The 14,372-nt window shown below is 55.5% G+C and carries 14 protein-coding genes and 2 pseudogenes; 6 read left to right on the top strand and 10 right to left on the bottom strand.

All coding sequences use genetic code 11. The features are described 5' to 3' along the window. Positions 1-103 precede the first annotated feature (103 nt). Entirely contained in the window at positions 104-982 is an 879-nt protein-coding gene (locus tag HK24_RS09745) for a hypothetical protein (protein WP_198942113.1), read from the top strand. Positions 983-1,459: 477 nt separating this feature from the next. After that, entirely contained in the window at positions 1,460-2,497 is a 1,038-nt protein-coding gene (locus HK24_RS09740) for a DUF4365 domain-containing protein (protein ID WP_086634320.1), read from the top strand. A gap of 289 nt (positions 2,498-2,786) precedes the next feature. Here HK24_RS09740 and yghU read toward each other — a convergent pair whose 3' ends face one another. The 6 genes from yghU to HK24_RS13590 all read right to left on the bottom strand — a co-directional run bounded on the left by yghU (position 2,787) and on the right by HK24_RS13590 (position 7,187). Continuing rightward, positions 2,787-3,668, bottom strand: a complete 882-nt coding sequence (yghU, locus tag HK24_RS09735; protein ID WP_086634319.1) for a glutathione-dependent disulfide-bond oxidoreductase — start codon at positions 3,666-3,668, stop codon at positions 2,787-2,789. Continuing rightward, positions 3,665-4,384, bottom strand: a complete 720-nt coding sequence (locus HK24_RS09730; RefSeq protein ID WP_086634323.1) for a glutathione S-transferase family protein — start codon at positions 4,382-4,384, stop codon at positions 3,665-3,667. Before HK24_RS09730 ends, yghU begins: the two co-directional genes overlap by 4 nt. A 111-nt stretch (positions 4,385-4,495) precedes the next feature. Then, positions 4,496-5,173: a peroxiredoxin-like family protein gene (locus tag HK24_RS09725; protein ID WP_086634318.1), complete on the bottom strand. Its 678-nt coding sequence runs from the start codon at positions 5,171-5,173 to the stop codon at positions 4,496-4,498. A 105-nt stretch (positions 5,174-5,278) separates the two neighbouring features. Beyond that, positions 5,279-6,373, bottom strand: coding sequence for an alkene reductase (locus tag HK24_RS09720; protein WP_086634317.1), 1,095 nt, complete (start codon positions 6,371-6,373; stop codon positions 5,279-5,281). Between the two features lie 24 nt (positions 6,374-6,397). After that, positions 6,398-7,033 (bottom strand): glutathione S-transferase family protein, encoded by a 636-nt coding sequence (locus HK24_RS09715; RefSeq protein WP_086634316.1) that lies wholly within the window; start codon positions 7,031-7,033, stop codon positions 6,398-6,400. Further along, positions 7,026-7,187 carry a hypothetical protein gene (locus tag HK24_RS13590; protein ID WP_158092997.1) on the bottom strand — a complete coding sequence of 54 codons (162 nt, stop codon included), beginning with the start codon at positions 7,185-7,187 and terminating at the stop codon, positions 7,026-7,028. The genes HK24_RS09715 and HK24_RS13590 overlap by 8 nt, the downstream gene beginning before the upstream one ends. A gap of 114 nt (positions 7,188-7,301) precedes the next feature. Here HK24_RS13590 and HK24_RS09710 point away from each other — a divergent pair. Beyond that, positions 7,302-8,231: pseudogene (locus HK24_RS09710) on the top strand (LysR family transcriptional regulator). A 194-nt stretch (positions 8,232-8,425) separates the two neighbouring features. Here the strand turns inward: HK24_RS09710 and HK24_RS09705 are convergent. Continuing rightward, positions 8,426-9,316: a LysR family transcriptional regulator gene (locus tag HK24_RS09705; protein ID WP_233126219.1), complete on the bottom strand. Its 891-nt coding sequence runs from the start codon at positions 9,314-9,316 to the stop codon at positions 8,426-8,428. A gap of 123 nt (positions 9,317-9,439) precedes the next feature. Between HK24_RS09705 and HK24_RS09700 the strand changes: the two genes are divergently transcribed. Beyond that, entirely contained in the window at positions 9,440-10,630 is a 1,191-nt protein-coding gene (locus tag HK24_RS09700; RefSeq protein WP_086634315.1) for an MFS transporter, read from the top strand. Positions 10,631-11,083: 453 nt separating this feature from the next. On the opposite strand, the gene HK24_RS09695 is transcribed toward HK24_RS09700, so the two are convergent. Next, on the bottom strand, positions 11,084-11,971 hold the full coding sequence (locus HK24_RS09695) for an alpha/beta fold hydrolase (RefSeq protein WP_086634314.1): 888 nt from the start codon (positions 11,969-11,971) through the stop codon (positions 11,084-11,086). Between the two features lie 96 nt (positions 11,972-12,067). On the opposite strand from HK24_RS09695, the gene HK24_RS09690 reads away from it, so the two are divergent. Beyond that, positions 12,068-12,976, top strand: a complete 909-nt coding sequence (locus HK24_RS09690) for a LysR family transcriptional regulator (RefSeq protein WP_086634313.1) — start codon at positions 12,068-12,070, stop codon at positions 12,974-12,976. A gap of 98 nt (positions 12,977-13,074) precedes the next feature. Here the strand turns inward: HK24_RS09690 and HK24_RS09685 are convergent. Continuing rightward, positions 13,075-13,569 (bottom strand): annotated as a pseudogene (locus HK24_RS09685) (inositol monophosphatase family protein); the annotation flags it as partial. Positions 13,570-13,584: 15 nt separating this feature from the next. Beyond that, positions 13,585-13,854, bottom strand: a complete 270-nt coding sequence (locus tag HK24_RS09680; RefSeq protein ID WP_143412312.1) for a hypothetical protein — start codon at positions 13,852-13,854, stop codon at positions 13,585-13,587. A 74-nt stretch (positions 13,855-13,928) separates the two neighbouring features. Here HK24_RS09680 and HK24_RS09675 point away from each other — a divergent pair. Then, positions 13,929-14,372 (top strand): TetR/AcrR family transcriptional regulator (locus HK24_RS09675; RefSeq protein WP_143412311.1); only part of this gene is annotated, 444 nt, incomplete at its 3' end.

The raw sequence follows: 14,372 nt of genomic DNA, 5'->3' as shown, positions 1-14,372 counted from the left end.
GGCCAGAGCCTGCTCCAGATCAGGGCGGAACGCTTCAAAATCCACTGTCCTGGAAAATGCTTCGAGCTGATCACCAAGCCCGCTGTTCGGATAGTAAGGTGTGATGAGTAACCGCGACGAATTCTCCCGTAGCACAAAGAATGCAGTCGCGCTTCGCGCCAATCATCATTGTTCGTTTCGTGATTGCCCACAGCCGACATCAGGACCGAGCGATGAATCGCCCGAGGCTGTGAACATGATCGGTAAGGCAGCGCACATTCATGCCGCCGCCCCTGGACCAGGCGCGCGGCGTTACCTCGCGTCAATGACCCGCGAGGAACGCACTCACATCTCCAATGCCATTTGGTTGTGTGCAACCCACGCCGACCTGATCGACCGGGACGAGGTGACTTACACGGCTGACGTGCTTCGGGAGATGAAAGCCGAGCACGAGGAGCATTGCGCTGAAAGACAGCGCAATGCACTCTCAGTTGGGGAGACCAATACTGACCTTATCGCCATAGGACCCGATATCGTATTTGTTGGCAAATTTCTGGGCATTGAAGGTGAAGTATGGAGCTTCCATATGCAGAGCTTCATTGACGGCGACGTTCATACCTTGATTACGTTTGCCGATCGTTACGAACAAACCACGGCCAAAGAGCGATTTGTCCTTGTGAATGAGCTTGGAGACGGACGCGCGTTGAGGGCTAAGCCGTCTGTCACCAAGGATTCAACTGGTAGCTACACGGTTCGGTGTCCGGTTTTCCCGAGTGTTGAACGGATTCAAGCCGTCGACATTCCGAAGATGTGGGCCTTGTCAGATAGCCATGACCTGATGACCAGCAATGGTAAATGGGCCATGGTGTCCGGCGTGGACGCGTTGCCGCAGCAGGTAAAGACGTGCCTGTCGCACCAGGTGGTGCGAAAGCCCGTTTCACCGAGATTTTGGGACGAGGTTTGCCGAGTATTACAACCTACTTGCTGGTTCACCGTGGCTTGATCGCTACCTGAATCTTGAGATAATCCGCTTGGCAGCAATCCCCTACATCAACCCCACCAACAACCAGCAATACACCCCGCTTCTATGCGTCGAGCGCGTCTTTGGTATCCAAATTCTTGCTAACACGCCCACGAACAATTGGTTACCAATTCGCGTAAACCTCAGCGTCAAGGGCCTTGGGAGGTGGCAGCACGATCTTTCGGTCTGCATTCCACCGGAACCGATACAAAGGTGGTCCTTTGACGAGCTCCTCGCCGGCCCGTTCGTTCGAGGCTGAGCTGATGGTCTAGCGATGGGCTTTGACGTCGACAGCGGGCGACGCTGAAGATCCGCTCATGAGATCACTTTTCAGAACAACGCATGCCCGGCTTGTGGCGGCTCTCAGCCCTCCTGCGACATCCATGCACGACGCAGCATGACTTATTCCCCAAAGAGGTGATAATCGTAGAAGAGCTGCAAAAATTGGAAACCTGAATCATGCGGGGAAACTATGCCACCGAACGAAAGGGCATTGCGGCCATTCAGGCCAAGTTGGCCGACCTTGAACTAATTTGGCGAGAAACTTCGACCGGAGATTTTGGCATCGACGGCCACATCGAGTTCCTTGACGAAAATAGCGAACCGACCGGTATGATGGTTGGTGTTCAAGTCAAATCAGGACAGTCGTATTTCAGTGGTGAAACGGACTACACCGTGTCCTACACCGTAAACGAAAAACACCAGAAATATTGGGAGCACTATCCGGTGCCTGTGCTCCTCATTCTTCATCATCCTGATCGCAAGGAAACGTTCTGGGTAGATGCTCGCCAGGAATCTCGAACCGACAAAGTCACTGGAAACAAGGTCGTCATACCAAAGTCGAACAGCTTCATTGACGCCACCGTGCAAGGTCTCTTCAACAATGCCGGTTTGACTCAGACGGAGTATATAAAAGATATCTCTGCTGTGCTCGAGTGCATGCTGACCCGCACGACCGAGAACACAGCTTTCGACATATCGTTCTTTGACCTGTTCTGCCTCGGAATGACGAATATCTGCCGGAGTCTCTACTTCGGCATGGACCTCGCCTTGAAAATCGCTGAGCATAAACTCGTATCGGCAAATTCCGAATTTGGCGTTGAAATGGGGTATTCGGATTATGACTTCCTTGAGTCGTATATCCGTTTTCTTGTCAGTCAGAATTTGGTTCACGCCAATTATTCCGACTTGCTTATCGATCTTGAACTCCGGGAGATGGTTCCAAAGTTTATTGTTCCACTTTCACGGCGGGGCACCGCTTTAAAGCATCTCATTTCAGGACGCGAAAACGACTTAGTAGAGCGTGGAAACTTGATGCCGAGTTGCTACCGGGCAGCACAAGAGGCTTTCGTTGAGGTCATGGAAATGTCGATGTTCCCCCGTTTCAGAAGAGTCACCGATGTTTCGAAAGTCTTACGTTCAAACCCATTTTCCACAAATGTCGCAGACGCTGGCCTGTCGGATTACGGTAAAGAATCACCACCAGCGGAGAACTGATGCCCGATCTCTCCGTTCTTTTGGCACCATTGACGAAGACCGCTCTAGCGGTCTGTACTATTTAGTGCCCCTTGTTCTTTCTGCCGGAAGCGCCAGAAAGCCACAACATGGATGTATCTACAGCCATGTCCGCTATCCAGACAAACACGGGATTACCTTATGTCCGGGATGAGGGCGTATCCCGCCTGTCTACTACATATTCTCATATTCCTTGAGCAGACAGGCCGCTAAGGGGGAAAGCAGAATGTCCCGTTCCGGAAATGCGTTATAGGAATCGGACGTCGAGAATCTATGTCTTGCTGCCGAGACGATCCTGCGTCTTTGTCTCGAAATCGGATGCGTCGTGACGTTCATGAAGCTGGCTTGAGAGGTCTCCGTATGTTCGGTTGACCATACGGCCACGCTGAACGGCAGGCCGCTCCAGAAGTCGGCCCGCCCATGCCCTGAGATGGGGATAGTCATGAACGCTCAGAAAGGTGGCCGCATCATTATAGAGCCAACCCTCTACCAGGCCACCGTACCACGGGAAAATGGCCATATCGGCGATTGTGTACTCCTCGCCAGCTACGAAAGGGCTTTCTGCAAGGCGCCGATCAAGCACATCCAGTTGCCGCTTGGCTTCCATGGCAAACCGATTGATCGCGTATTCGATTTTCTCTGGCGCATAAGCATAGAAATGCCCAAAACCGCCGCCGATATAGGGCGCACTGCCCACCTGCCAGAAGAGCCAGTTCAGGCAGGCCGTCCGATGAGCGATATTCTTGGGGATGAAGGCACCAAATTTTTCAGCGAGATACAGCAGGATTGACCCGGACTCAAAAACGGCCAGAGGCTGATCGCCGCTGTGATCGACAAAGGCTGGAATTTTGGAATTCGGATTGATCTCCGTAAAGCCGGAGCCGAACTGATCCCCTTCGCCAATACGAATAAGCCATGCGTCATATTCGGCCTGCGTATGACCGGCAGCAAGCAGTTCCTCAAGCAGGATCGTGACTTTGACGCCATTGGGCGTGCCAAGAGAATAGAGCTGGAGGGGGTGCCGACCAACCGGAAGTGTCCGCTCATGCGTGGATCCGGCTATCGGGCGGTTCGTACTGGCAAATTTGCCACCGCTCGGTGCCGTCCATGTCCAGACTTTGGGGGGAACGTAATCGGAAGAAGGTGCGCTCATGACGCGATTCCTTTTGACACCGGGGAGAAACTGGTCGGGTACATGGCCTGTCGCGCGTCTTCGTCCATGACGGTCTTGAAGGCGTGCCTGTTCATGATGGCATGGGCATTCCCGACTGCCGAACGAGCGTTCATCATGTCCATGAAACGGACGAGATTGGGCCAGCGTTCCAGGGGCCTGTCTTCACCTTTCATGACCCGTGCCGCCCGATCCAACCAGCCCCATGCGGACATGTCCACGATCGTATAATGATCGCCGACAATAAAAGACCGCCCTTCCAAGTGATCGTTCAGGACATGATAATGCCGCTCTGCTTCACGACGATATCGATGGACCGCATAGTCCAGACCGTCCGGTGCCGCATGCTGGAAATGCACAGCCTGTCCTGAGAAGGGACCAAGACCCGTTGCAACAAACATCAGCCAAGACAGAAGCTGGGGGCGATCCTCGGCCGTTCCAAGGAACTGTCCCGTTTTCTCAGCCAGATAGAGAAGGATGGCCGTGGAATCGAACAGGATTGCGGGACTGCCCTGTGGACGATCCGTGTCTATGAGAGCAGGCACTTTGCCATTGGGATTGATGGCCCGAAATGCGGCATCATGCTGGGCCCCGCGATAGGTATCGACCGGTATGGCTTCGAAAGCCATGCCTGTTTCAGCGAGAAATAGCGCAATTTTTGCCGGGTTCGGACCGGGTCCATAGTAGAAGTGAATCATGGGCCGCTCCCTTGGGCTCAGTGCAGGAAAAGCTTTTGCCTGATGGCGACCGGGATAGCCTCTTGAACCAAGAGCTGATAGGGCCATATCCGGAAACCAAAAGGCTAAGAATTAGTTTGCCGAAGCCTGTGTTGCTTTTCGAAGTGCTGGCAGCATGTCTTCCGGCTCCGGGCGTCGGGTATAGTCAGGATTGACCTCGGAATAGAGGATTAGGCCATCCTGCCCGATAACGAAACGGCCCGGCATCGGCAGCGTCCAGCTGTCATCACCATTGAAAGACGGAAGATCGTTTTTCAGGTTGGTATAGAGGTCCACGAGATAGTCCGGCAGTGCAAACCGCAAACCGAACGCCGCTGCAACGTCGTTATGGACATCCGACAGGATGGGGAAATCGAGATGGTTCTGACGGACCGACTTGCGGCTGTTCACGGCCGTCTGGGGTGATATGGCAATCAGGCTTGCGCCGAGTTCGCGGAAAGACGGAAGCGCGGCCTCAAGAGCCTGAAGCTCCATGTTGCAGTAGGGGCACCACACACCGCGATAAAAACTGATGACCAGCGGACCTTTTGCCAGCAGATCGGCAGAGGACACCGGGTTGCCTTCCGGGTCGTTCAGGGTGAATGACGGCGCTTTGGCGCCCGCTTTGAGCGTGTTGTCCGCTGCCCCCGAGGCAACCAGTTCGGCCGTTGCACGGTGCATGATTTCGATGACCGAGGCGGGAACATGGTAAGGCGGCTTTCCGGCTTCGAAATCGGCTTTGAAAGCGTCGAGTTTTGCCTGAAGAGACATGGGTATTTCCTTTGAAGAAGAATGCGATGCCTGACGTTAGGCCGGCTAGATTTCTTGGGGATGACGGCAGGGAGGACTATTGGTCATTCCATGCCGGAATAGGCGTCAGGCCGTTATTCTGGCGCCTGGATAGTCGGTGTATCCGAGCGCTCCGCCACCGTAGAAGGTTGTGCGGTCATACGGAGTGAGCGGCAGGTTGTGGCGCAGACGTTCCGGCAGGTCGGGGTTGCTGATGAAAGACCGTCCAAATGCCACTGCGTCGGCATCGCCTGCCTGAAGGATGGCTTCGGCGCTTTCACCGGTAAAGCCGCCCGCAGCAATGATTGTGCCACGGAAATGCTGGCGTAGGTGCTTTGCCGCCACAGGCTCTGAATCCGAGACCAGCTCCGTTCCCTGGATACGGGGTTCGACGACATGCAGATAGGCAATGCCCAGATCGCTCAGTTTTTCAGCGACATACCCGAAGGTTTCCTGTGGGCTACTGTCTGACATGGAGCCGTAAGTACCACTCGGACTAATCCGGACGCCGACGCGCTCTTGTCCCCACACATCAATGGCAGCCTGCGTGATCTCCAGCAGGAACCGCGCGCGGTTTTCAATCGGACCGCCATACTCATCGGTGCGGTGATTGGTCCCGTCCTGCAGGAACTGGTCCGGCAGGTAACCATTCGCACCATGAATTTCCACGCCATCGAAACCGGCGGCTTTAGCGCGGGCTGCACCTTGACGGTACTGGTCGATCACAGCCGGAATTTCATGGAGCTTCAGGGCATGGGGCACCGAAAACGGTCGGGCTCCATTGGCCGTATAGGCATCGCCCTCGGCCTGAATGGCTGACGGCGCGACAGGGGCCTTGCCTCCCGGCTGAAGGTCTGGGTGGGACTGCCGGCCGACATGCCAGAGCTGCATGATGATTTTTCCGCCCCCCGCATGAACGGCGTCTGTGACAGCGCGCCATCCTTCGATCTGCGCATCCTCGTAAATGCCAGGGGCGCCAGCATAGCCGTAGCCTTCCCGGGCCACCGGGGTTGCTTCGGAAATGATGAGGCCGCCTTGCGACGTTCTCTGAGTGTAATACTCGCGGATCAGCGTGCCTGCTTTGTCGCCGGGTTCTGACCGCAAACGTGTCAGCGGGGCCATGACGATACGATGATCGAGCGACAGCGCCCCTGCCTTGAACGGGGTAAACAGTTTGGACATGATTTTTCCTTGGAAGGATCTGTCTCAGTCCTGGGGGACCAGAGCTTCGATACGGGCAATGCCGCGTTGCACGGCAGGTCGGCTCTCGATATCCGCATACCAGCGGGCGACGTGAGGCGTGTCGTCGAGCGTGATGTTGGGAAAGCCGCGACGCCATAGCCAGCCGAAATGGACGATATCGGCGATGGTAAACTCGTCTCCAGCCACGAACCGGTTTTTCTCCAGAACCGTGTCGAGGACATGGAGCGTGCGGTTTGCTTCGGTGGAGAAACGCTCTAGAGCAATCGGTTCGGGCGTTGCCGCAAACCTTTGGAAGAAGCCGGATTGTCCGAAGGCCGGGCTGAGGCCAGAGGCATGAAAGAACAGCTGCTCAAAAACACGGGCACGGGCTTCGCCCTGAGTGGGAAGCAGCCGGCCTGTTTTCTCTGCAAGGAAAACGAGAATGGCGGCTGATTCTGTTAGAGAAAATGCCTGTTCCGCCTTGTCCGTTTCCACAAGAACCGGCCCCTTGCCATTGGGGTTCAGGGCTAGAAATTTCGGGCTCTTCTGCTCCCCTTTATGGACGTTCACGCGGTGAAGCGTGTAGGGAAGATCAAGCTCTTCCAATGCGATTGTCACCTTGACGCTATTGGGTGTTGCGAAAGCGTAGACGTCAAGCATCGGCGGTTTCTCCCTGTCTTGTAGAAGACAGGCCGGAAATGACATGCCCCAGAAGGGCAGATGCAGCGTGCAATAGGCTGCCTGTCAGATGGAAAGCCAGAAGACTGTCTGCGACTACCAGCGCAGACGTAGCGCGTATGAATGAACCGGACATCTCTGGGCTCCTTCGAAACCCGGCCTGTCCGGGTTGATACCTAAGAGATGCTTCTTCCGCACTCGACAGGGCAGACTGCTTGAGGCGATAATGGTCATTCCCTTGAGGAATATCGTGGATCGTTATCAGGCAATGGCCACGTTCATACGCGTGGTGGACACGGGATCGTTCTCGGCCGCCGCACGACAACTTGGGGTGGGACAGCCTGCGGTGTCGAAGACCGTCGCGCAGCTTGAGGCGCGCCTTCAGGTCAGTCTGCTCAGCCGCTCCACACATGGCCTTACGCCGACCGAGGCAGGACAGAACTTCTACGAGCGGGCCCGAAACGCCATTCAGGAGGCCGATGAAGCGGAACTTGCCGCAAAGGGAGCTGGTGCAGGTCTGTCAGGCCGATTGCGGGTCTCGGCGGCAACGACGTTTGCAAGGCTGCATATCATCCCGGAATTACCGCAGTTTCTTGCGGATCATCCTCAGCTGACCGTCGAAATCATTCTTGATGACCGGATGATCGATCTTGTGGCGGAAGGCGTCGATATTTCCCTGCGGATGGGAACACTTGCCGATTCCACGGCCGTCGCCCGGAAGATCGCAACAGGGCAACGCTCGGTCCTCGCAACGCCTGCCTATCTCAAACGGGCAGCAGCCCTCTGGTCTCCGGCAGATCTGGCGAACCATGAAGCGATCATTTACAGCCAGTTACCAAGCGCCTGGTCATTCCTGCACAAAGGTGCCGCGGTGTCGGTCTCTGTCAGCGGACGACTTAAGGTCAGCGCTGCGGAAGGGCTCAGGGCCGCCGTTCTGGCGGATATGGGACTAACCATCGCGTCCGACTGGATGTTTGCACCAGAACTCGACAGTGGCGCCGTCGTTCGTGTTCTTGACGCATGGTCCTTGCCAACAATTGACCTCTAAGCGGTCTTTCCCGCAGGACGGATGATGACCGCCAAAGCCCGTCAGTTCGCTGATTTCGTCGCGAGAATTATGGAGGTAACCAAGCCGTCATCGCTGTTTCTATTGAGCAGACAGGTGTTAAGGGGGGGGTAGTAGCAGGTCGGTTATTGGGGAGAGATGATTGAAAGCAGTCATTTGCAGGTTCCACGTTCATGACGGAGATCGACCACATCCGGTCGTTCTCATCTGTTGAACTAAATGTCAGTGCATAACAGAATGCATCAATCAGGTTAGTTGAAGCGAACGATGAGGTATGGCCTATAACCAAGCGAATGCCGCAGGTGAGCCTATCCCAGCACTAGATGGTCGACTAGAAAATCAACGAACAAACGAGTCTTGGGTGGCATGTAACGGCTCGCCGGCCACAACACCCTGAATGATCCCGCATCGTGGAGCATACCGTCGAGAAGCGGGACCAGCGTACCGGCCTCGATTTTCCTGTTCACCGCGAATGGCGGAAGGCAGGCAACGCCCAAACCTTGTTCAGCAAGATAGAGGAGCGGTTCGATCGTGCTGACGACTGCTGTCTCCGGCAGATCGAGTTTCAGATCCACGCCATTCCGCATAAGCGGCCACGGCTCTAGCCTTCCGCTGTTCATGTAGCGGTGATGCAGGCAGGCATGGTTTAACAGGTCTTCCGGGGTAAGCGGCGTGCCGTGCTGTGCCAAATAGGCAGGCGATGCGACAATGCGGTGTCGAAAGACGCCCAGTTTGCGGTGCATCAAGCGAGTATCGGCGATCTCGCCGGTTCGGATCACTGCGTCGAAACCTTCCTCGATCACCGCGACCATCCGATCGGTGAAATCGATGTCCATCCGGATGTCCGGCCATGTTTTCATAAATGCAGCAATCACGGGCATCAAAAGCATGCCCGCGATCGGCAGGCTTACCCGGAGCACCCCCGAGGGCGTGTCACTGGCCTGGAACAGCATTGCCTCGGCGGCATCGACTTCGTCAAAGATTCGCCGACAATGATCGAGGAAGGTTCTGCCTTCGGCCGTCAAAGTCATGCTGCGGGTGCTGCGATGGAGCAGCCGGACGCCCAACCGCTCTTCCAGACGCGCGATGGCCTTGCCCACAGCCGAAGCGGAAATGCCGAGATCGCGGCCTGTCGCAACGAAGCTGCGGGTCTCGGCGGCGCGCATAAAGGCGTTGAGAGCGCCAAGCCGGTCCATCATTCAAGCCTCACATTGCGGACAATGATGTCCTGACTATTCGGAACTGTAGCTGATTTTTCTGTAATTGTATTGAGCTTACTGTTGGCCCTGCCGAGCCCTTCATCGATTTGCAGGACGATTTTAATGCAGCTTGAACAAATATCACTGGCCTGCGAGGCCAATGCAGAGCGAGAGCGCCTACCTCTCGCCAGCCTACTCGCATTGGCAGCCGCGGGATTCCTCACCATCCTCACCGAGACGCTACCCGCTGGTCTTCTTCCGCAGATCAGCGACGGCCTGCACATTTCACAGGAGTTAGCCGGTCAATTGGTGACGGTTTATGCGATCGGCTCGCTGGTTGCAGCCATTCCGCTGACAAGTGCGACCCAGCGTATGCGGCGGCGCCCGTTGCTGCTTATGGCAATCGCCGGTTTCGCCGTCGCCAATGTCGTCACAGCCATCGCGTCCTCTTATGCGGTCGTCGTGGCCGCGCGTCTGCTGGCTGGGGTATCGGCCGGACTACTCTGGGCGCTGCTCGCAGGCTATGCCTCCCGTATGGTCGTCCCGCATCTGGAAGGACGCGCGATCGCTGTCGCCATGGTTGGCACTCCGCTCGCTCTATCGATCGGCTTACCGGCTGGCACGTTTCTGGGTGCTTGGGTGGGTTGGCGGATCAGCTTCGGCATTATGAGCGCGTTGACGTTACTGTTGATCGGATGGACCTGCTTGAAGGTGCCCGACTTCCCCGGTGCGGACCGCGAAAAGAAAATATCGCTGGCGAAGGTTTGGACAATGCCTGGCATTCGCCCGATTTTGATGGTGACGTTAGCTTTCGTACTCGCCCACAATATCCTCTACACTTATATCGTGCCCTATTTGGCCCAATCCGGCATGGTCGCGCAGACGGATCGCGTTCTGCTGGTATTCGGGGTCTCGGCCCTGCTAGGCATATGGGTGGTCGGCGCTTTGATCGATCGCCGACTGCGTCTTCTGACCCTCGGCGCTATCACTCTGTTCTTCATGGCAGTGCTGATCATGGGCCTTGGCCGATCCGAGCCGATGGCGGTCTATGGCGGCGTAACTGTCTGGGGACTCGCTTTTGGCGGCGTGGCGACCTTGTTTCAGACGGCGTCTGCCAAGGCTGCGCGTAGCGGGGCAGATGTCGCGCAATCGATGATCGTTACAGTGTGGAACCTTGCGATTGCAGGCGGCGGCATAGTGGGCGGTCTCATCCTCGGTGGGTTGGGTTCGGTCGCGCTGGTGTGGAGCTTGCTTCCCCTATTGACGGCCTCGTTCTTCATTGTCCGCTCGACCGATGCATTCGGCGCACGGTAAGGGGCGTGCCATTGTCTCGACCAGTCCGGGGCAAACCGTCCTACCGCCGTTACTCACAGAATGACCGCTCCCACTGTAAGCTGCCCTTTGTCGAGCTGGTACGGAATGACAGGAAAGTCCCAATTCCGTCTAGCGCGGCTCGCCTGACGATGTCGGCTCTCGGGCAGCTGCCATCACCACTTTGATGTCTACCCTGTAGGCGACTGCCGCCTATCTGTTACTGCATCAATGAGCGGGCAGGCAGTTCAGGGAGGGGGGGAAGCCGAATGTCGGCTTTGAAGTTAATTGATAAGAAATTCGACATCGCTATGAGCCTCATTGGCCTTAAAATAGCCTGTTCATCTTCAGCAGAAAATGCGTCATTGTTAACAGTTAGGTAAGCATTCACACTATTTACTCTGTCAGAGCGCATGGAAGTCGCAGCGCAACTTAAACTGCGACATGTACCTCAAGTTAACCATGCACTCGCGCAATGAACGACAATAGTTCAGATGCAACTTGTTCCGGCATTTCGGTATGTGGATAGTGCCCTGCCCCGTCGATCATCAGACTATCAGCATGAAGTTGAGTGGCGAGCCACTGTGCCTCGGCTTCTGCATCTGGAAAATCTGGATCACGACTGCCCATCACCACAAGGGCAGGAACCCGACTGCGAGCTATGAGAGCGGCAGTATCTGCCTTCGATAGGCCGATCATGGTTCGGAGTGCTGCCATCCGTCCCGGTTCGCGTAGGTTTTTCATGATGGCGGCTTTGACACGCCCCTGATCCGCCGGCTTGTGGGTCGGAAACAGGCTGTTCCAATAAGTGGCCCAGAACCAGACTCGCCACGGCCCCGCAAAGCCAAGCTGTAAAGTAAGCATTGCAAACCACGATACCTTCAGGTCTCGCACAATAGGGCCAAGCAGTACCACTTTGCTCACATGCATCGGCGCATCGTGTGCAGCCCACAGCGCGGCCCCTGCGGCGAACGAGTTGCCCAGAATAACTGCGGATCTGGCCTGCAGATGTTCGATCAACGCCAGCGCATCGCGTCCAACAGCATGCGCCGAATAGTCGGGCCATTGCGCCGACGTCTCACCAAAGCCACGAACATCCATGGTCACTACCCGATAACCCACATTCTGCAAGATTGGGCACAATAGTCGATATTCGGACCGCAGATCACCCATTCCAGGGATCGCAAGGATTAGTGGACCATCTCCGCCTGTGTCGTCGTAAGCGATTTGACCACCATCGACCTTCAGGAAATGGGTCTCCGAACTGATTGATTCATCTGCTTTTGTATGGCGGCTACGGTCACGAGTGGTCACAGAGGCACTGGACACGGATTTCGTTGGCATGAGACTTTTCCAGGTATGGATGATTTGTTCAGACCCTAAGCTGTGGATACCCAAACATTAATTGCCGAATAATGCACATTTGGCATACGATAATGCATGGATACTCATGTCCCAGACTGGCACCTATTCCGAGCATTTCTTGCGGTGGTGCGTGAAGGAAGCCTGTCGGGTGCCGCCCGCATGCTCGCCACGACGCAACCTACGATGGGCCGTCAGGTCGCGGCACTTGAAGCATCGCTCGGGGTCAAGCTTTTTACGCGCTCGATTGATGGTCTATCCCCGACAGAAGCGGGGTTGCGGTTAGTCCCTTCGGCTGAGGCAATGGCTGCAGCCGCTGAGACGGCATGGCGCTCGGCATCTGGTACGGCCGATGAGGCGCGAGGAACCGTACGGATCACTGCAAGTGAAATGATTGGAGGCGAAGTTCTTCCTTTGCTCCTCACCGAATTTTACTCACTCTACCCCCAAATCTCGGTAGAGCTCGTCCTCTCGAACCGTAATGAGGACTTGTTGCGCGGAGATGCGGATATTGCCGTCCGAATGGTCCGACCTAGTCAAGCTGCTCTGGTGGCCAGGCGAATTGGAAATATTGACGCCGGACTTTACGCTCACCAGCATTACCTTAAAAAGCGTCCGATGCCTCTGTGTCTCTACGATCTGCGTCAACATGCATTGATTGGATATGACCGGAACCCAGCCCACTCTCGGATGATAGAAATGATGGGAGTACCGCTTACCCGCGAAATGTTTGCCTTCCGGTCGGATAGTGATCTCGCGCAGCTGGCTGCATTACGTGCTGGGTTCGGTATTGGTGCAAACCAATTAGGGATTGCAAAGCGAGACAGAAATCTCGTTCCCGTTCTTCATGCCGAGCTGATTTTCTCTATGGATGTTTGGGTTGCGATTCATCCCGACATGCGCAGCGATCGTCGAATTCGATTGATGTTCGATTATCTGGTGAAAGAGTTAACGCACTATGCGAAGACTAGCCGTCATGAGACGTGAAAGCATCAAAGGCAGCTTGATGCTTTGGTGATTATTCTGAGCATAGACCTCGCCTCATGCAATTTCCGGTTGGAGTTGGCGTGATATCAGGGCCGTATTTAGTTCGTCGTGATCGCCGCCCACAATGCGGGTTGAATAGCGCCGCCGCCAGCTAGGATCCCGTCACCAGTCCACCCGACTTCACCACCTCTCAGATCGGTCACCAATCCGCTAGCCTCGCGGACAAGGAGAGCACCCGCAAACCAATCAACGGCATCCTGCCCGACGTCGGCATAAGCGTCGAGCCGTCCGGCGGACACATAAGCGAGTTGAAGAGAGGCCGCAGCCATCGGACGCACCACAAAGACTGAACGTGCGACACTGCGGATCAAGGACAGAGCCTCATCCTGCTGTTCCTGGCTAACTTGCGCCAGTGGAGAAATGGCGCTTCCAACAACCGCCGCTTTCAGTTCTGTTTTGGCAGATGCATTAAGACCAACACCATTGCAACTTGCATCTCCCTTGCGCTGAGCGATGAACATCTCGTTCAGGATTGGGTCATAGACGATCGAGAATACGGCTTCACCGTTACGGACCAGCGCCAGCGAAGCCGACCAGAGCGGAAGGCCTTACAGGTAATGATATGCCCCGTCGATCGGATCGTAGAGCCAATAGTCCGTCTGGTGAGGACGATCATCTTCACCGGTCCAGCCGATGTTGGGGTAATGCATCTCTAAATGGGAACGGAGCCGGTTTTCGGCTTCTTTGCTGGCCTTGCGGACGTAAACGATTTGCTGCTCCAGGGGCAGCGAAGATGCAAATTTTGGCCCGGCCGCCGCAATTTCCTTTGTGATTTCACGTAGTAAGTCTTCGCAGAGTTGGGTGTCAATTGTGATCATTTTGGTCTCCAATAGCTTGACGTGGTGACCAAAAAATATGAGCTTTCGCTCATGTATCAAACTCGCATATCCTTATGGTCAAACGCCCTTCGCCTGATGCGCTTGAACTCCGCAAAACCGCTAGGCAGATGAATGCAACGCACACCGTAGAGGCGATCGTTGAGGCGGCGGCTCGCATTTTTGAGGTGAAAGGATTCGAAGGCTACACGACGAATGCTATTGCCCAGAAGGCTGGCGTCAGCATTGGCTCTCTCTATCAATATTTTCCTAACAAGGACGCAATCACTCTTGCGTTGATCGCTCGGGAGGCCAACCTCCTCGAGGCTGAAATCATGCAGGCCTCAATTATCGAGAGATGGGAGGAGGCACTGGACGCAATGGTATTGGCCGGTGTCCGACATCAATTGCGGCGCCCCGTCCTTGCACGTGTGTTGGACGTGGAGGAAGCTAGGTGTTTAGTCCCGTGTTTTGATGGGGTATTATTTTCACGAGAGTGGAAGGAAGCCTTATGGGACAGA

The organism is Gluconobacter sp. DsW_058 (assembly GCF_002153615.1).
In the GTDB taxonomy this organism is placed as follows: Bacteria; Pseudomonadota; Alphaproteobacteria; order Acetobacterales; family Acetobacteraceae; genus Gluconobacter; species Gluconobacter cerinus.
This window is presented reverse-complemented; position numbering and strand designations above follow the sequence as displayed.